The organism is Pseudomonas sp. S37, assembly GCF_016658545.1.
Lineage (GTDB): Bacteria > Pseudomonadota > Gammaproteobacteria > Pseudomonadales > Pseudomonadaceae > Aquipseudomonas.
The window spans coordinates 1-17,773 of record NZ_JACVZC010000065.1; the positions used below are offsets into that span (position 1 = coordinate 1).

Below are 17,773 nucleotides of genomic sequence, written 5' to 3' on the forward strand. Positions count from 1 at the left end.
CCTGTGCTGGCCTCTTCGCGGGTGAACCCGCTCCTACAAAGACCGTGTAATCCTCAAGGCTTACGCGGTCTTTGTAGGAGCGGGTTTACCCGCGAAGAGGCCGGTACAGGCTAAACGTTATCCTACAAACTTGCGCAATTGCTGCTTCACCCAAGGCTCGGCACTCACCAGAATCACCCCCAGTAACACCATCAACGCGCCCACTACAAAATTCGCGCTCAACGGCTCATCCAGCAGCAAGACACCAAAGGTCACCCCGAACAGCGGGGTGATGAAGGAAAACACCGCCAGGTTCGACGCCAGGTATTTGCGCAGCAACCAGAACCAGGTCAGGTAGCTGACGAATGACACCACTATCCCCTGGAACAACACGCTGCCCATGGCCAACGGCGTCAGCGACACCTCGCCGATCTGCCCGCTGAGCAGGGCAATCAGCAACAACCCGACAAAACCCACCGCCAGCTGATAGAACAAGGTCAAGGTCGCCGGCGCTTCCGACAGCCGCGAGCAGCGCACTACCACCGTGGTCGCCCCCCAGGCCAGCCCGGCGATCACGCCAAAGGCATCGCCCAGCAAAGTGCGGCCATCCATGTGCTCGAACGACATGCCGCCGGCAAAGGCCATGGCAATGCCGCCGAAAGCCAGCAAAATGCCCAACCATTGCAGCAGCCGCAGGCGTTCACTGGCCAGGCTGAAATGCAGGCCCAGTGCGGTAAACACAGGCGCGGTATAGAGGAACACCGACATGTGCGCTGCCGAGGTCAGCTTCAGGCCCTCGGCAATGAACAGGAATTCGACGCCGAACAGCCCACCCGCCAGCAGCCCGGCGCGCCAGGTGCTGCCGACCTGCTCCCAGCCCCCGCGCCAGCACAGCATCAGGCCCACCAGCACGGCGGCGATACCGTTGCGCAACGCCGCCTGCATCACCGGGGCGATGTCGACGGCGGCGGTCTTGATCAGCACCTGCTGGCAGCCCCAGATCAGGCACAGGCCCAGCATGACCTGGAAAGCAAAAGCGTCTGGGTTCTTGCGGACCGCGCTCATAGGCGGGCCCTTGGGGTGATCGTAGGCATGGGCAAGGACTCGGCAGCGTTCAGAAGCTACCGATTATCGGGTTTACATGGCCGCCCGTGCCAGCCTCAAAACGACCTCAAGCGATCTGCGCTTTTGCCGACACCTGTTCAAAGGTGGTTTCATCCAGCGCATCCTCCTGCTCATCCAGCACCTGGCGCGGGTGCTCGAAGCCGGGGATGCTGCTGTCGATCAGGCTCATCAGCCGCGAGCCGCGCTCGGTCAGCACGAAGTTCTCGCCGTTGCCGCCGTCCTCTTCAGGCCGGCTTTCGATAAAGCCGCGCTCGAACAATAGCTTTTCATACTCGCAGGCACGGGTTTTCAGGTGGTCCAGGTCACCCACCGGCTCACCCTTGGCGGCCAGCGCGGCAGCGTGCTGCTCGGCATAGGGGCGTGGCGTGAAGCTGTGACCGCCGCCGTTCTGCACCTCGTGCAGCAAGCGTTCGATCAGGTCCCAGTCGTAGGCGATGCTCATGGGTACGGGCTCCTGCTGTGGACGGAAGGGGTACACAGGTTGGGACCCGCCGAGATTCCCGAGCGTTCCGAAAGATCTCAGCGCTGGCGTTGTTGCGCTTGCATGTATTGGCGCAGCAACTGATTGATCCGGGTCTGATAGCCGCTGCCCTGCTCTTTGAACCAGGCGAGGACATCCGAGTCCAGCCGAATGGTCACCGTCTGCTTCGCCGGAACGCGCAGTTCGGCTTGGCGAAAAAAATCCTGGTCCAACTCGGGGATATCCGAGGTGTCGATATCCTTGTCGTCCTGTCGGGCCAGCCGGTTCCAGTCAGTTCTCGATGATTTGGTCATAGTGTCTGGCCTCCCGTTTGGTGGCTTTTCTTGCGGAAATTATGCGTATCACCTCACCCCGCCTCTCCGTGTACACGACGACGCCTATCAGCGCCTTTAGCCATCCGAGGGCGACCCAACGCTCTTCAGCACACTCCACATACTCATCACGCCTGATCAGCATGGGATGGTTGAACATGTCAGGAACGTCGGCAAAGTCGATGCCGTGCTTGCGGATATTGATCTGGTTTTTCGCTTCGTCCCATTCAAAGAACATGGGACGCCATGTATTTACAGACGTACATACAATACCCCCTCTTTTCCTCCGAGACTAGAGCGATGTAGCGCGCTGTTCAACGGCGTTTGGGGGATATGGAGGCGTTTCAGAAATGGACTACAGCCATTATGGAAATGATCCATCGGTCGCGAGCCCTGAACTTCGCTGCACCCTCAACTCTCCACCGCGCATAGCCACCGCTGGAGGTAGAAAGGATGAAACTACTGCTACCCATTGCCTGCGCCACCACCCTGCTCTGCGCCCTGCCCGCCTGGGCCTGCACACCGGAAGAAGCGACGCAGAAACGTGAAGAGCTGGCCGGGTTGGTTACCCAGTTGACCGAGCAGAACCCGCAGAAGGCCAAGGAGATCAATGACGAGCTTCAGGGGATGGATCTGGGGACGGCGAGCAAGGACTTGCCCGACAAGTGTCAGCTGATTGACCAGCGGATCACGGAGTTGAAGCAGGCGGAGAAAAAGACTGAGTGAGGTGTTTCCTGCAGGCACCGACCCTGTAGGAGCGGCCTTGCCGGGGCGCCGGACCGGTCGGAAAGGGCCGCAAAGCGGCCCCAGCAATTTGTGCATTTGCGCTGAAATCCTGGGGCTGCTCCGCAGCCCTTTCCGACCGGTCCGGCGCCCCGGCAAGGCCGCTCCTACAGGGAATGCGTCAGCCTGATAGGTGGTGATTACTCAGCAGCAGGCTTGCGCTTCTTCAGCGGCGCCAGCCCATCTGCGCTGGCCAGTGGCGCGTTGGCCTTTGGCTTGGCAGTAGGCTTGCGCTTGGCGGCGGTTTTCTTGTCGCCGGACTTCTTCTCGACCTTTTTCTTCTTGCTGCCAGCCGCCTTGCCCGAAGCCTTGACCTTCTTCGGCCCGCTGTAGGTGCCCTTCACTTCCTTGATCACCCGGCGCTCGAACTGCTGCTTGAGGTAGCGTTCGATGCTCGACATCAGGTTCCAGTCGTTGTGGGTGATCAACGAGATCGCCAGGCCTTCGCCACCGGCACGGCCGGTACGGCCCACGCGGTGCACGTACTCGTCACCGCTGCGTGGCATGTCGAAGTTGATCACAAGGTCGAGGCCGTCGATGTCCAGGCCACGGGCGGCCACGTCGGTGGCAACCAATACCTTGGAGCTGCCTTGCTTGAAGCGCTCGATGGCCAGCTTGCGGTCTTTCTGGTCCTTCTCGCCGTGCAACACGAAGGCTTTCACGTCCTTGGCCACCAGGTGACCGTAGATACGGTCGGCCAAAGCGCGGGTGTTGGTGAAGATGATTGCCTTGTCGAAGGTTTCGTTGGCCAGCAACCACTGCACGATCTGCTCTTTGTGCTGGTCGTGGTCGGCCATGATGATCTGCTGACGGGTGCCTTCGGCCAGTTGCGAGACGCTGTTGAGCATCAGGTGCTCAGGGTCTTTCAGCACTTTGCCAATGATGTCGCGCAGGGCCGCGCCGCCGGTGGTGGCGGAGAACAGCAGGGTCTGTTCGCGGTTCTCGCACTCCTTGCACAGGCGCTCCATGTCTTCGGCAAAGCCCATGTCCAGCATGCGGTCGGCTTCGTCGAGGATCAGCACCTGCACGTGGGACAGGTCGAGGTTGCCGGCATTCAGTTGCTCCAGCAGGCGGCCCGGGGTGCCGATCAGCACGTCCGGCACCTTGCGCAGCATGGCGGCCTGTTCCTTGAAGTCTTCACCGCCGGTGACCAGGCCCGCCTTGATATAGGTGAACTGCGAAAACAGCTGCACTTGCTTGAGGGTCTGCTGGGCCAGCTCGCGGGTGGGTAGCAAGATCAGCGAGCGGATTTCGACACGCCCGCCTTTCAGGTCGACCAGGCGGTTGAGCAGCGGCAACACAAAGGCTGCGGTCTTGCCACTGCCGGTCTGCGCCGTCACGCGCAGGTCACGCCCTTGCAGGGCCAGGGGGATGGCCGCGGCCTGCACCGGGGTTGGCTCGACAAATTTAAGCTCGGCCACGGCTTTAAGCAGGCGTTCATGCAGGGCGAATTGGGAGAACACGGAGGTAACCTCAGGCAAGTGCGGGAAATTCAGTTGCATAGGGTAACGTTTTCTGCCGCCTTAGCCGAATTTCTTTTGGCAACTTCGTCGCCATCCGCGTTCTAATGGCGCTTCGTTTCGCAAAAAGACTGTACCCAAACCCATGGATATCCAACGAATCTGGCGTGACTCCCTCGACCTGTGGGGCACCCTCGACCAACACCCCATGCTGCACGCGGCCATCGGCCTGGTGGTGCTGCTGCTTGTTTCCCTGGTAGTCGGCCGCCTGGCGCGCTTCCTGATGCTGCACGGCGCGCGCCTGCTGGCCCGCCAACCGGCACTGAAGTGGATGGACGACCTGCGCCACAACAAGGTGTTTCACCGCCTGGCGCAGACCACGCCGTCACTGGTGCTGCAATTTGGCCTGAAACTGGTGCCAGAGCTGTCTGAAACCGCCCAGCATTTCCTCGGCAACGTCGCCCTGGCCTTTACCCTGCTGTTCATGACCATGGCGCTGTCGTGCCTGCTGGACGCCTTGCTCGACATCTACGCCCGCACCGAACACGCCCGCACCCGCTCGATCAAGGGCTACGTGCAGTTGGCCAAGATGATGCTGTGGATCTTTGCCTCCATCGTCATCGTCGCCACCCTGATCGACCGCTCGCCGCTGTTGCTGCTGTCTGGCCTGGGTGCCATGTCGGCGGTGCTGCTGTTGGTATACAAGGACACCCTGCTGTCGTTCGTTGCCAGCGTGCAGCTGACCAGCAATGACATGCTGCATGTCGGTGACTGGATCGAAATGCCGCAGGTAGGCGCCGACGGCGACGTGGTGGACATCACCCTGCACACCGTGAAGGTGCAGAACTTCGACAAGACCATTGTCTCGATCCCCACCTGGCGCCTGATGAGCGAGTCGTTCCGCAACTACCGCGGCATGCAGCAGTCCGGTGGCAGGCGGATCAAGCGCAGCCTGTTCATCGACGCTGCCGGTGTGCGCTTTCTAACCCGCGAAGAAGAACAGCGCCTGACCCAGGTGAGCCTGCTGGGTGATTACCTGGCCGGCAAGCGTCAGGAGCTGCAAAGCTGGAACGAAGCGCTGGGCCCGGTGGCCGAGTTGTCAGCCAACCGCCGCAAGCTGACCAACATCGGCACCTTCCGTGCGTTTGCCCTGGCCTACCTGAAGAACCACCCCAACGTGCACCCGAACATGACCTGCATGGTGCGGCAGATGCAGACCACCGCCGAGGGCGTGCCGTTGGAGATCTACTGCTTTACCACCACTACGGTGTGGGCGGATTACGAGCGGATTCAGGGGGATATCTTCGATTATCTGCTGGCGGTGTTGCCGGAGTTTGGCTTGAGCCTGTATCAGCAGCCGAGTGGCAATGACATGCGTGTGGGGTTGAGCGGGCGTGTGGTGCAAGAGCCTGTGCCGCGTCGACTGGAAGAGATGAGCGAGACTTGAGAGTGCCGGGGCTGCTGCGCAGCCCATCGCGACACAAGGCCGCTCCTACAAGGTTTCGCGCACAATTCGAGACCTGCGCAGTATTGTAGGGAACTGCCTGTATTAGAAATCCACCTTGCCCCGCCCCGCCTTGACCGTGCTGCGCCTGGCTTTCCCTTCAAGGCGGCGGGTCTTCGAGCCGAGGGTGGGCTTGGTGGGGCGGCGTTTCTTCTCGGTCTTGCCGGCAGCGATGATCAACTCGGCAAGACGCGCCAGGGCGTCAGCGCGGTTCTGCTCCTGGGTTCGGTACTGCTGGGCCTTGATGATCAACACGCCGTCGCCGGTGATGCGACTGTCACGCAGCGCCAGCAGCCGCTCTTTGTAAAACGCAGGCAGCGACGAGGCCGGGATGTCGAAGCGCAGGTGCACGGCGCTGGACACCTTGTTGACGTTCTGCCCACCCGCGCCTTGCGCGCGGATGTAGGTCAGTTCGATGTCGGCATCCGGCAGATGCACAGTATTTGAGATGGTCAGCATGACATGGCCCTTGTGATTGCGCCCATTATCACAGCCTGCGCCGTGCTCTCATACTCCAACGGCCACTACCCCGCGTACCCCAGCAGGTACAGCAAGCCGGTCAAGGTCACCAGCGACGCCACGGTCGACAACAGGATGGTCCGCGAAATCAGCCCCGCCTCGCGGTTGTAGTACTCCGCCAACATGAACGGCCCGGTGCCGGTCGGCAGTGCCGCCAACAGCACAGCCGAAGCGGCCCACATGGTCGGCAGGCTGAACACCTTGAACGCCAGGACCCAGGTCAGCGCTGGCTGCCCTACCAACTTCAAGCCCACCAACGGCCAAGGGCTGGCCTTCGACCCCGTACGTTTTTCAGCCAGAAATGCACCTAGAGATATCAACGCACACGGCGTGGTCGCCAGCGCCAGCATGTCCAGAAAGTGCATGACCGGCTCCGCCAGGCCCAACCCGGAGACCGCCCAGGCAGCGCCTGCCAGTGGCGAAATCACCAATGGGTTCTTCGCCAGCGCCTTGCTCACCAGCAAGATGGCGCGACCAATGTGCCGCTCTTCCTGCAGGCCGACCTCAATCAGTGTCAGCGATATGGCAAACACCAGGCACACCACGATCAACGACGAGATCAACGCTGGCTCCAACCCCGCCTGCCCGAACAGCAACAGGCAAAGCGGAATGCCGATATAGCCGGTGTTGGCGTACCCCGCACTGAGCCCGTCGATGCTCGCCGCGACCAGGCCGTGGCCGCTGTACAGGCGCCACAGCAGCGTGACCAAGAACATGGCCAGGGCGCCCGCGCCAAAGGCGACGATGAAGCCGGGGTGCCAGATCTCGCTCCAGGTGGCCGTGGCGGTGACCTTGAACAGCAACGCCGGCAGGCACAGCCAGACCACCATCTTGTTGATTTCGGCGGCAGCCTTGTCGCCCAGCTTGTTGGTCTTGCGGCACAGGTAGCCGACCAGGATCAGGGCGAAGATCGGCGCCACGATGACAAAAATGGTGTGCATGTCAGGCCTTGCCGGCCAGCGGTGCTTGCCCACGGCCACCCAGACGGCTCAGCCATACCGAGGCGAGGATGATCGCACCGCCGATGAACAGCCGCCCCAGCGGCTCGTGCTGGTTCCAGATCAGCAGGTTCAGCAGCAGCCCCACCGGCACATGCAGGTTGTTCATCACCGCCAAGGTACCGCCGGAGACCAGGCACGCACCCTTGTTCCACCAGTACAGGCCCAGCGCCGTCGGGCACAGGCCAAGGAACAGCAACACCAGCCATTGCATATCGGTACTCGGCAGGTGCTGGGCATTGCCGAACAGCAGGAAGGCCGGCAGCACCACCAGCAAGGCGCCAAGGTAGAAGTAGCCAAAACGGGCGTAGTGCGGCAGATCGCTAGGGTTGCGTGCGACCAGGTGGCGGTACAGCACCTGGCCGGCGGCGTAGGTGAAGTTGGCCAGTTGCAGCAGCAGGAAACCGATGAAGAACTCACCGCTGATGCTGTCGAAACGGATTACCGCAGCGCCGGCCACGGCCACCAGCGCGGCCAGCAACGCCCACGGGTTGAAGCGCCGGTTCATGGCGTCTTCGATCAGGGTTACATGCAATGGCGTGAGGATGGTGAACAGCAGCACTTCCGGCACGGTGAGCACGCGAAAGCTCAGGTACAGGCAGACGTAGGTGATGCCGTACTGCAGCGCGCCGATCAGCAGCATCGAGCGCATGAAGCGCGGCTCGACCTGGCGCCAGCGGGTCAGGGGCAGAAACACCAGGCCAGCCAGCAGGACCCGTACCAGCACGGCGAAATAACTGTCGACATGGCCAGCCAGGTATTCACCGATGAGGTTGAAGGAAAACGCCTGGATCAGCGCGACGATTATCAGGTAGCCCATGGTTGCCTCTCGTGAATCAAGGCCGCGACCTTAGCGGGTTGCGGGCTTTGTGTTCAACCATGAGGAATGTGGGGGCTGTGCCGGCCCTTTCGCGGGTGAACCCGCTCCCACAGGGATATCACTGTACATATGACCTGTGATTTACCTGTGGGAGCGGGTTCACCCGCGAAGAGGCCGGCACGGGCGATACAAGAATCCCAAGCAAAAAAAAGCCCGGCCATCAAGGCCGGGCAGGTACACCCAAAGGAGCAAAAACAGGTGTCAGGGTTGGGAATTCGTTAAGCCTCAGGCCACCGCCGCCAGCTTGGCCTTGGCCTGGTTGACGCCTTTCTCGTGGAACTCGCCGCTCATGTTCAGGCCTTCGGCATGAATGAAGTCGACATCGTGAATCCCGATAAAGGCCATGACCTGGCGCAGGTACGGTTCCTGGTGGTCGCTGCTGGCACCTGCGTGAATGCCGCCGCGGGCAGTCAGGACGATGGCGCGCTTGCCGGTCAGCAGGCCTTGCGGGCCGGTCGGGGTGTACTTGAAGGTGATGCCGGCGCGCAGCACGTGGTCCAGCCAGGCCTTCAGGGTGCTGGGGATGGTGAAGTTGTACATCGGCGCTGCCATCACCAGCACGTCGGCAGCCAGCAATTCATCAGTCAGTTCGTTGGAACGGGCCAGGGCCTCCAGCTCGGCAGCGCTGCGCTGCTCTTCGGGCTTCATCCAGCCGCCCAGCAGGTTGGCATCCAGGTGGGGCACCGGGCTTACCGCCAGGTCGCGTACGGTGATCTGATCGGCCGGGTGGGCGGCCTGCCATTGCTGGATGAAGTCTTTGGTCAGCTGACGGGAAACGGAATCCTGCTGGCGGGCGCTGCTTTCGATGATCAGTACGCGGGACATGGGGTGCCTCCATCGGCAAAAAGGGTCGCGATTCGATGGAGGGAAGATTAAAGGTTGACCTATCGATAAAAAAGCGTAAAAAGTGGGTTCAATCTATCGATTAATCGGTTTATTCGGCACTGCAGTTCAAGGCGATTCGCAGTTTGATGATCTGCCGGTTGAATTTGGCAGTGACATCGACGCTTTTACCGGCCGGCACATTCACCCGGCGCACCCGCGGCGCCTCCGGGCCATTGCGGAACGTCACCTTGCACGCCGCCGGGACTTGCCCATAGTTGTTGAGGGTGATGGCGCCAATGTCGTAGGCGGTGTCGTAGGCCGTGTAGTCGAGCTTGACCCCGGTCAGCTCCTTCTCTACATCGATGGGATAAGCCATGGCCCCGAGGGGCAGGCACATCAGTATTGCCGCACAACATTTCTTCATGGGCCGCGCTCCTTGCAAAGAGCGCAGCTTAGGACAACAGGAGCGAAAGATGAAAGCGCCGCGCGTAACCCTTGACCAGTGGCGAACCCTGCAAGCAGTGGTCGATCACGGCGGGTTTGCCCAGGCTGCCGAGGCCTTGCACCGTTCGCAGTCATCGGTCAGCTATACCGTGGCGCGCATGCAGGAGCAACTGGGCGTGCCACTGTTGCGCATCGACGGCCGCAAGGCGGTGTTGACCGAGGCCGGCAACGTGCTGCTGCGCCGCTCGCGCCACCTGGTCAAGCAGGCCAGCCAGCTTGAAGACCTCGCCCACCACATGGAACAGGGCTGGGAGGCCGAAGTGCGCCTGGTGGTCGATGCCGCCTACCCCAGTGCCCGCCTGGTGCGCGCACTGGCCGCGTTCATGCCGCAAAGCCGCGGCTGCCGGGTGCGCCTGCGTGAAGAAGTGCTGTCTGGCGTGGAAGAAGTGATGCATGAAGGCATCGCCGACCTGGCCATCAGCAGCTACAGCATCGGCGGTTATCTGGGCGCCGAGCTGAGCGCGGTGGAGTTCGTCGCCGTCGCCCACCCCGAACACAGCCTGCACCGCCTGGGCCGTGAACTGACCTTCCAGGACCTGGAAAGCCAGTTGCAGGTGGTGATTCGCGACTCGGGCCGCGCACAGCCGCGCGACGTCGGCTGGCTGGGTGCCGAGCAGCGCTGGACCGTCGGCAGCCTGGGCACCGCCGCCACCTTTGTCAGCAGCGGCCTGGGCTTTGCCTGGCTGCCGCGGCATATGATCGAGCGCGAACTGCGCGAAGGCGTGCTCAAGCCATTGCCGCTGGATCAGGGTGGCAGCCGCCACCCACTGTTCTACCTTTATTCGAGCAAAGAGAAGACCCTGGGCCCGGCCACGCAGATTCTCATCGACCTGCTGCGCAATTTCGACACCGCGCCACTGGACGTGCCCTTCGCAGCCCCCCCACAAGCCTGAGAGGACCGCGCCCATGGCCTATTTCGAACACGAAGGATGCGCACTGCATTACCAGGAATATGGCCAGGGCGAACCGCTGGTGTTGCTGCACGGGCTGGGCTCCAGCTGCCAGGACTGGGAGCTTCAGGTGCCGCTGCTGAGCCAGCACTACCGGGTGATCCTCATGGACATTCGCGGCCACGGCCGCTCCGACAAGCCGCGTGACGGTTACCAGATCGCCACCTTCAGTGCCGACCTGCTGGCCCTGCTCGAACACCTGCACACCGGCCCGGTACATTTCGTCGGCCTGTCCATGGGCGGCATGGTCGGCTTCCAGTTTGCCGTCGACCACCCGCAGTGGCTGCGCAGCCTGTGCATCGTCAACAGCGCCCCCGAGGTCAAGCGCCGCACCCGCAGTGACTGGCTGTGGTGGCTCAAGCGCTGGGGCCTGGCGCGTATCCTCAGTGTCGAAACCGTCGGCAAGGGGCTGGCCGAGCGGCTGTTCCCCAAACCCCAGCAAGCCGACCTGCGGCAGAAGATGGCGCAGCGCTGGGCGCGCAACGACAAGCGCGCCTACCTGAAGAGCTTCGACGCCATCGTCGACTGGGGTGTACAGGAACGCATCGGCCAGATCCACTGTCCTACCCTCATCATTGCCGCCGACCACGATTACACCCCGATACAACTGAAACAGCGCTACGTCGCCCTGATGCCCAACGCCAGGCTGGTGGTGGTCGACGATTCGCGGCACGCTACGCCCCTCGATCAACCCGAGGTCTTCAACCAGACCCTGCTGCAATTCCTCGCAGCCGCTTCCACCTCTCAAGGATCTTTGAGCCCATGCTGAAAAAACTCCTGCTCACCGCCTGCTCGGTCGCCTTCGCCACCAGCGTCATGGCCTCCGACAAGACCCCGCACGTTTTGCTGGACACCAGCTTCGGCCAGGTCGAGATCGAACTGAACGCCGAAAAGGCGCCGCTGAGCACCAAGAATTTCCTGCAATACGTCGACAGTGGTTTCTACAACAACACCATCTTCCATCGGGTAATCCCGGGGTTCATGGTCCAGGGCGGCGGCTTCACTGACCAGATGGTGCAGAAAAACACCCAGGACCCGATCAGGAACGAAGCCAGCAACGGCCTGTTGAACACCCGGGGCACCTTGTCGATGGCGCGCACCTCGGACCCGAACTCGGCCACCAGCCAGTTCTTCATCAACGTGGCCGACAACGACTTCCTCAACCCGGGGCGTGACCGTGGCTATGCCGTGTTCGGCAAGGTGACCAAGGGCATGGAGGTGGTCGACCAGATCGTCAACTCGCCAACCACCATCAAGAAAGGCATGCGCGATGTACCGGCCGACCCGGTCTACATCAAGTCGGCCAAACGCATCGACTGACCGCAGGCTGCACAGGGACGTGCAACCGCCTGAGGGCCGGAGGGAACAGGAGTGTCGTTACCCATGCTGTACCGCCGTTTTGAACAGCTGATCGATATCTTTCGCGAAGCCCCCACTGAATCGCCACCCACCACCGTGTGGCCGTTCTACCTGTATTACCTGCGCCAGGTATGGCCCAGTTTCCTCGCCTTGCTGGTGGTCGGCCTGTTCGCCTCGCTGATCGAGGTGGCGATGTTCAGCTACCTCAGCCGCATCATCGACCTGGCCCAGGGCACGCCCAACGCCAACTTCTTCAGCGAGCACAGTGGCGAGCTGATCTGGATGCTGGTGGTGATCCTGCTGCTGCGGCCAGTGTTCTTCGGCCTGCACGACCTGCTGGTGCACCAGACCATCAACCCCGGCATGACCAGCCTGATCCGCTGGCAAAACCACACCTACGTGCTCAAGCAGAGCCTGAACTTCTTCCAGAGCGACTTTGCCGGGCGCATCGCCCAGCGCATCATGCAGACCGGCAACTCGCTGCGTGATTCTGCCGTGCAGGCGGTGGACGCGTTATGGCACGTGCTGATCTACGCCATCACCTCGCTGGTGCTGTTCGCCGAGGCCGACTGGCGCCTGATGCTGCCGCTGCTGGTGTGGATCGTCGGCTACATCGCCGCACTGTTCTACTTCGTGCCACGGGTGAAGGAACGCTCGGTGATCTCTTCCGACGCCCGTTCCAAGCTGATGGGGCGTATCGTCGATGGCTACACCAACATCGCCACCCTGAAGCTGTTCGCCCACACCGACTACGAGCAGCAATACGCCCGCGAAGCGATCCGTGAACAGACCGAGAAAACCCAGTTGGCGTCGCGCGTGGTCACCAGCATGGATGTGGTCATCACCACCCTCAACGGCTTGCTGGTGGTCACCACCACGGGCCTGGCGCTGTGGTTGTGGAGCCAGTCGCTGATCACCGTCGGCGCCATCGCCCTGGCCACCGGCCTGGTGATCCGCATCGTCAACATGTCGGGCTGGATCATGTGGGTGGTCAACGGCATCTTCGAGAACATCGGCATGGTCCAGGACGGCCTGCAGACCATCGCCCAGCCGGTCACCGTCACCGACCGGCCCAATGCCCCGCCGCTCAAGGTAAGCCGCGGCGCGGTGCGTTTCGATGACGTCGACTTCCATTACGGCAAGGCCGCCAATGTCATCGAAGGGCTGAACCTGGACATCCGCCCGGGCGAGAAAATCGGCCTGATCGGCCCGTCCGGGGCCGGCAAGTCGACCCTGGTCAACCTGCTGCTGCGCCTGTACGACGTGCAAGGCGGGCGCATCCTGATCGACGGCCAGGACATTGCCGAAGTCAGCCAGGCCAGCCTGCGCGCGCAGATTGGCATGATCACCCAGGACACCTCGCTGCTGCACCGTTCGATCCGTGACAACCTGCTGTACGGCCGCCCCGGTGCCAGTGACGCAGAGCTGCTGGAAGCTGTGCGCCGTGCGCGGGCGGACGAGTTCATTCCGCAGCTGTCGGATGCCCAGGGCCGCACTGGCTTCGATGCCCATGTCGGTGAGCGTGGGGTGAAATTGTCGGGTGGCCAGCGCCAGCGCATCGCCATTGCCCGCGTGCTGCTGAAGAATGCGCCGATCCTGATCATGGACGAAGCCACTTCGGCGCTGGACTCGGAGGTGGAGGCGGCGATCCAGGAAAGCCTGGAGACGCTGATGCAGGGCAAGACAGTGATCGCCATTGCCCACCGGCTTTCCACCATTGCCCGGATGGACCGGCTGGTGGTGCTGGACAAGGGGCGGATTGTCGAGAGTGGCAGCCACAGTGAGCTGCTGGAGCAACAGGGGCTGTATGCCCGGTTGTGGCACCACCAGACCGGCGGGTTTGTCGGGGTTGACTGAGACCTGTGCCGGCCTCTTCGCGGGTAAACCCGCTCCTACATTGACCGCACAAATTTTAGGTTTGTGCGGTCCCTTGTAGGAGCGGGTTTACCCGCGAAAGGGCCGGCACAGGCAACAAAAATCCCTCAGTCCCGCCGATAAGGCAACATCCCCCGCGCCTCCTCGGCATACCCCCTCACCCCTTCCCGCTCCTGCACCAGGAAGTCCTCCACCGCCCGCCGCAACCCCGGGTGCAGCAGGTAATGCCACGAACGCGTCAGCACCGGCTCGAACCCGCGTATCAGCTTGTGCTCACCCTGCGCCCCGGCATCAAACCGCTGCAACCCTTCGGCAATGGCAAACTCCATGCCTTGGTAGAAGCACGTCTCGAAGTGCAGCCGGTCAAATTCATCCAGGCAGCCCCAGTAACGGCCAAACAAGCTATCGCCACCCACAAGGCTCAGGGCCATCGCCACATCCCGCCCACCCTGGCGTGCCATCACCACGCGCACCGCTTCGGGCATGCGCTCGGCCAGCAGGCTGAAGAATTCGCGGGTCAGGTACGGCGCACGGCGGCGTACCGCATAGGTGTTGGCGTAACACAGGAAGACGAAATCCCACTGCGCTTCATCCAGCTCGTCGCCACGGTACCAGCGAAAATCGATGCCCTGCTCTGCCACCTGCTCGCGCTCCTTGCGCATCTGCTTGCGCTTGCGTGAGCTGAGGCAGTCGAGAAAGTCCTGAAAGTCGCGGTAGCCGTGATTGCGCCAATGAAACTGGCAGCCCAGCCGCTCCATCCAGCCCGGCAAGCTGGCCATCTGCGCATCCAGCTGCGGGTCGGTGAAGTTGATGTGTGCCCCCGACAGTCCGCCCTTGTTCAGGTACTCCGGCAACGCCTGCAACATCAGCAGGCCATCGGCCGGGTCGCTGGCCAGCAGGCGCGGGCCGCTGACCGGGCTGAACGGCACCGCGCCGAGCAGCTTGGGGTAATAGGCAATGCCGGCACGCTCACAGGCGTCGGCCCAGCCATGGTCGAACACATACTCGCCAAACGAGTGCCACTTGCGATAGGCCGGCAACAGCGCCCGCACCTGGCCGTCACGCTCCAGCACCAGGTGTTCGGCAGCCCAACCGGTGTTGCGCGCCACACTGCCGCTGTCCTCCATGGCACTGAGAAACGCATGGCGCAGGAACGGTTGGCCGGTCGGCACCAGGGCGTCCCAGGTGGCCGCCGGAAGATCACGCAAATGGGCAAGGCTGTACAGGCTGGTCACGGTTTCGACTCGCTGTCTGAAGGCCTTCAGTATCCCCAAGGAAGGCCCGACACTCAAATGACGAACGCCGGCCTGATCCTTTTATTCTCAATTACTTAACAACAGTGCCACTAATTAGACATTAATCTGTCATTGGCCCCCGCAATACTTGCGCCTGTTTTCCGGAACCCCAGAACCTGTCTATTCAGGCCCTTTCCGAAGACATGCCAACGCAGGGGCAGGCGCTTGAGCCTCCCCCATTTTTTTCAGTAGGGAGAACCTTATGCGTCTTGTTTCTACACTTACCGGAGTGAGCCTCACCGGCATGATGCTGGCTCTGAGCGCCCCGGCCAGTGCTGCTGTCGACGCCAAGCTGCTCGAAATGCTCCGCGCCAACGGCTCGATCAACCAGGCGCAGTACAACGAACTGCAGGGCGACCTGGCAAAAGAAACCAAGGAAAAGGCCGACCAGAAAGCTCAGTCCGAACGTATGAGCTCCTTTGAACAAAAAGTGGCATGGGCCGCCAAGACCCAGATCAAGGGTGATGTGCGCCTGCGTTACGAAGACGTCAACGTCGACAACCCGATCGCCCGCAGTGGCAACCAGGACCGTGAGCGCGTACGTGCCCGTGTCGGTTTCTACAGCGAGATCAACCCGCAAGTCGACGCCGGCGTGCGCGTGGCCACCGGTAGCAGCGCCGATGCCCGCTCGACCAACCAGAGCCTGGACAACTACTTCGAGAAGAAATCGCTGTGGGTCGACCTGGCCTACCTCGACTGGCACCCGACTGCCGTGCCTAACCTGCACCTGATCGGCGGCAAGATGAACCAGCCGTGGGTGAGCATGGGCGACATCATCTGGGACAGCGACATCAACCCGGAAGGTGTGGCAGCGACCTACAAGATGAACGTTGGCCCAGCTGAAGTATTCGGCAGCCTCGGTCACTACAACCTGAAAGACAACGTCGACGGCGACGGCGTGCAGTTCAAGCACGACGCTCAGCTGTACGCTGGCCAGTTGGGTACCAAGTTCAACGCAGCTGACACCGTCAAGGTTACCGTGGGCGGCAGTATCTACGGCTACGACAACGACAAGGCTTCGGCCGCCCTGGCCTCGCTGGGCAACACCACCAACGAGTTCAACCTGGTGGAAGGCTTCGGTCAGATCGACTTCACCGGCTTCGCCATCCCACTGTCGGCTTACGGCCAGTTCGTCAAGAACACCGAAAGCACCGACGGCAAGGACAAAGCCTGGCTGGCCGGCTTGAAGACCAAGGTTGGCGCCTGGAGCCTGGACTACAACTACCGCGACGTGCAGCGTAACGGTGTGGTCAGCCTGTTCACCGACTCTGACTTCGGTGCCGGCTTCACCGGTTCCCGTGGCCACAAGTTCAAGGTCGGTTATGAAATCGACAAGAACTTCGGTGTAGGTGCAACCTACCTGATGGCCAAGACCGACTACTCCAACCTGCCGAACAGCAATGCTGACGTAGACACCCTGCAGGTAGACCTGGAAGCCAAGTTCTAAGCAACACCCTCCTCTGCTTCACACTGCAGCGGGAAATGCCGACCCCATCCGGCGTTTCCCGCTTTTTTTTGCCTGGCAGAAATGCATCCGGCCTCTTCGCGGGTGAACCCGCTCCCACAAAGACATCACAACTTTCGAATATTGTGGCGTCCCTGTGGGAGCGGGTTTACCCGCGAAGAGGCCGGAACAGGTGCCGGATAAATCAGCGCTTGCGCAGAATCACACTACCAATCGAATACCCCGCCCCAAAAGAGCTCAACACGCCCAGCGAGCCCTTGGCCAGGTCATCCTGGTACAGGTGGAAAGCAATCACCGACCCTGCCGAGCTGGTGTTGGCATAGCGGTCGAGAATCACCGGTGCATCTTGCTCGGCCACTTCACGCCCCAGCAGTTTCTTGACGATCAGGTGGTTCATGCTGAGGTTGGCCTGGTGCAGCCAGAAGCGCTTCACATCACTCGGTTGCAGGCCGTTTTCCTGCAGGTGCTCACCGATCAGCTCGGCCACCTTCGGGCACACTTCGCGGAACACCTTGCGGCCTTCCTGGATGAACAGCTTGTCTGCTGCGCCTTCGCCCTCTTCCGCCGCACGATTAAGGAAACCGAAGTTGTTGCGGATGTTGTTGGAGAACTCGGTCCACAGCTTGCTGCTGACGATGTCGAACTGGTGCGCCGAGGTGGCCTTGTCGGCACGCTCCAACAGCACCGCCGTGGCGGCATCACCAAAGATGAAGTGGCTGTCACGGTCGCGGAAGTTCAGGTGGCCGGTGCACACCTCGGGGTTGACCATCAGCACCGCGCGCGCCTGGCCCAGGGCCACGCTGTTGGCGGCGGTCTGGATGCCGAAGGTGGCCGATGAGCAGGCCACGTTCATGTCGAAGGCAAAGCCCTGGATGCCCAGCGCCTGCTGCACTTCAATGGCGATGGCCGGGTACGGGCGTTGCAAGTTGGAGCAGGCGACGATCACCCCGTCGACATCCGCCGCGGTGCGGCCGGCGCGCTCCAGGGCCTGGCGGGCAGCAGCCACGGCCATTTCGCAGAGCACCGACGGCTCGTCGTTGCTGCGCTCTGGCAGGCGCGGCTTCATGCGCTGCGGGTCGAGGATGCCGGCCTTGTCCATCACGAAGCGGCTCTTGATGCCCGAGGCCTTTTCGATGAACGCCGCATCGGACAACGGCGCGGCTTCGACTTCGCCGCGCTCGATGGCGGCGGCGTTGTCCTGGTTGAACTGCTGCGACCAGGCGTTGAAGGAGGCCACCAGTTCTTCGTTGGAGATGCTCTGGGCCGGGGTGTACAGGCCGGTGCCGCTGATCACGACGTTATGCACGGTCGTTCCTCTGGTCAAAGGCCATCGCCACGGGGCGCTGGCTGGGAATATGACGGTTTAGTGGCACTTTAGTGCCAATTTTGGGGCGAGGGCTGCGCCCTCGTTCGCGGGTGAACCCGCTCCTACAAGGGATCGCGCCGCTCCCGAGGACATT

Annotated in this window: 19 protein-coding genes; 7 read left to right on the plus strand and 12 right to left on the minus strand. The window is 62.0% G+C overall.

Translation table 11 applies throughout. The annotated features are described in order from the left end of the window. Positions 1-117: 117 nt before the first annotated feature. The 4 genes from IAE39_RS18610 to IAE39_RS18625 all read right to left on the minus strand — a co-directional run bounded on the left by IAE39_RS18610 (position 118) and on the right by IAE39_RS18625 (position 2,134). Positions 118-1,044, minus strand: coding sequence for a DMT family transporter (locus IAE39_RS18610; RefSeq protein WP_201205238.1), 927 nt, complete (start codon positions 1,042-1,044; stop codon positions 118-120). 106 nt (positions 1,045-1,150) lie between these two features. Further along, positions 1,151-1,546 (minus strand): transcriptional regulator, encoded by a 396-nt coding sequence (locus IAE39_RS18615; RefSeq protein ID WP_201205240.1) that lies wholly within the window; start codon positions 1,544-1,546, stop codon positions 1,151-1,153. 77 nt (positions 1,547-1,623) lie between these two features. Next, on the minus strand, positions 1,624-1,878 hold the full coding sequence (locus IAE39_RS18620) for a BrnA antitoxin family protein (RefSeq protein ID WP_201205242.1): 255 nt from the start codon (positions 1,876-1,878) through the stop codon (positions 1,624-1,626). Next, positions 1,856-2,134: a BrnT family toxin gene (locus tag IAE39_RS18625; protein WP_201205244.1), complete on the minus strand. Its 279-nt coding sequence runs from the start codon at positions 2,132-2,134 to the stop codon at positions 1,856-1,858. The genes IAE39_RS18620 and IAE39_RS18625 overlap by 23 nt, the downstream gene beginning before the upstream one ends. A gap of 215 nt (positions 2,135-2,349) precedes the next feature. Here IAE39_RS18625 and IAE39_RS18630 point away from each other — a divergent pair, with 215 nt between their 5' ends. Then, the gene (locus IAE39_RS18630; RefSeq protein WP_201205246.1) at positions 2,350-2,622 is read left to right on the plus strand and encodes a hypothetical protein; all 273 of its coding nucleotides are present in this window, start codon (positions 2,350-2,352) and stop codon (positions 2,620-2,622) included. Positions 2,623-2,819: 197 nt separating this feature from the next. Here IAE39_RS18630 and IAE39_RS18635 read toward each other — a convergent pair whose 3' ends face one another. Then, on the minus strand, positions 2,820-4,181 hold the full coding sequence (locus tag IAE39_RS18635) for a DEAD/DEAH box helicase (RefSeq protein ID WP_201205248.1): 1,362 nt from the start codon (positions 4,179-4,181) through the stop codon (positions 2,820-2,822). A gap of 103 nt (positions 4,182-4,284) precedes the next feature. Here IAE39_RS18635 and IAE39_RS18640 point away from each other — a divergent pair, with 103 nt between their 5' ends. Beyond that, the gene (locus IAE39_RS18640) at positions 4,285-5,586 is read left to right on the plus strand and encodes a mechanosensitive ion channel family protein (protein WP_201205250.1); all 1,302 of its coding nucleotides are present in this window, start codon (positions 4,285-4,287) and stop codon (positions 5,584-5,586) included. A gap of 102 nt (positions 5,587-5,688) precedes the next feature. Here IAE39_RS18640 and arfB read toward each other — a convergent pair whose 3' ends face one another. The 5 genes from arfB to IAE39_RS18665 form a co-directional block, all read right to left on the minus strand. After that, positions 5,689-6,102, minus strand: a complete 414-nt coding sequence (gene arfB / locus IAE39_RS18645) for an alternative ribosome rescue aminoacyl-tRNA hydrolase ArfB (RefSeq protein ID WP_201205252.1) — start codon at positions 6,100-6,102, stop codon at positions 5,689-5,691. Positions 6,103-6,167: 65 nt separating this feature from the next. After that, positions 6,168-7,103, minus strand: coding sequence for an AEC family transporter (locus IAE39_RS18650; RefSeq protein WP_201205254.1), 936 nt, complete (start codon positions 7,101-7,103; stop codon positions 6,168-6,170). Between the two features lies 1 nt (position 7,104). After that, positions 7,105-7,980, minus strand: a complete 876-nt coding sequence (locus IAE39_RS18655) for a carboxylate/amino acid/amine transporter (RefSeq protein WP_201205256.1) — start codon at positions 7,978-7,980, stop codon at positions 7,105-7,107. Between the two features lie 285 nt (positions 7,981-8,265). After that, positions 8,266-8,865 carry an FMN-dependent NADH-azoreductase gene (locus IAE39_RS18660; protein WP_003254608.1) on the minus strand — a complete coding sequence of 200 codons (600 nt, stop codon included), beginning with the start codon at positions 8,863-8,865 and terminating at the stop codon, positions 8,266-8,268. A gap of 109 nt (positions 8,866-8,974) precedes the next feature. After that, positions 8,975-9,289, minus strand: a complete 315-nt coding sequence (locus IAE39_RS18665) for a hypothetical protein (protein WP_012051530.1) — start codon at positions 9,287-9,289, stop codon at positions 8,975-8,977. A gap of 49 nt (positions 9,290-9,338) precedes the next feature. On the opposite strand from IAE39_RS18665, the gene IAE39_RS18670 reads away from it, so the two are divergent. The 4 genes from IAE39_RS18670 to IAE39_RS18685 all read left to right on the plus strand — a co-directional run bounded on the left by IAE39_RS18670 (position 9,339) and on the right by IAE39_RS18685 (position 13,535). Beyond that, the gene (locus IAE39_RS18670) at positions 9,339-10,262 is read left to right on the plus strand and encodes a LysR family transcriptional regulator (protein ID WP_012273620.1); all 924 of its coding nucleotides are present in this window, start codon (positions 9,339-9,341) and stop codon (positions 10,260-10,262) included. Positions 10,263-10,275: 13 nt separating this feature from the next. Continuing rightward, positions 10,276-11,088, plus strand: a complete 813-nt coding sequence (locus tag IAE39_RS18675) for an alpha/beta fold hydrolase (protein ID WP_201205258.1) — start codon at positions 10,276-10,278, stop codon at positions 11,086-11,088. After that, a complete protein-coding gene (locus IAE39_RS18680; protein WP_201205260.1) occupies positions 11,082-11,639 on the plus strand; it encodes a peptidylprolyl isomerase in 558 nt (185 codons plus the stop codon). The genes IAE39_RS18675 and IAE39_RS18680 overlap by 7 nt, the downstream gene beginning before the upstream one ends. A 63-nt stretch (positions 11,640-11,702) precedes the next feature. Beyond that, positions 11,703-13,535, plus strand: a complete 1,833-nt coding sequence (locus IAE39_RS18685) for an ABC transporter ATP-binding protein (RefSeq protein ID WP_201205262.1) — start codon at positions 11,703-11,705, stop codon at positions 13,533-13,535. A 125-nt stretch (positions 13,536-13,660) separates the two neighbouring features. Here IAE39_RS18685 and IAE39_RS18690 read toward each other — a convergent pair whose 3' ends face one another. Next, a complete protein-coding gene (locus IAE39_RS18690; RefSeq protein WP_201205264.1) occupies positions 13,661-14,788 on the minus strand; it encodes a GNAT family N-acetyltransferase in 1,128 nt (375 codons plus the stop codon). 262 nt (positions 14,789-15,050) lie between these two features. On the opposite strand from IAE39_RS18690, the gene IAE39_RS18695 reads away from it, so the two are divergent. Continuing rightward, positions 15,051-16,295 carry a putative porin gene (locus IAE39_RS18695; protein WP_201205266.1) on the plus strand — a complete coding sequence of 415 codons (1,245 nt, stop codon included), beginning with the start codon at positions 15,051-15,053 and terminating at the stop codon, positions 16,293-16,295. Between the two features lie 202 nt (positions 16,296-16,497). On the opposite strand, the gene IAE39_RS18700 is transcribed toward IAE39_RS18695, so the two are convergent. After that, on the minus strand, positions 16,498-17,619 hold the full coding sequence (locus IAE39_RS18700; RefSeq protein WP_201205267.1) for a beta-ketoacyl-ACP synthase III: 1,122 nt from the start codon (positions 17,617-17,619) through the stop codon (positions 16,498-16,500). Positions 17,620-17,773 lie beyond the last annotated feature (154 nt).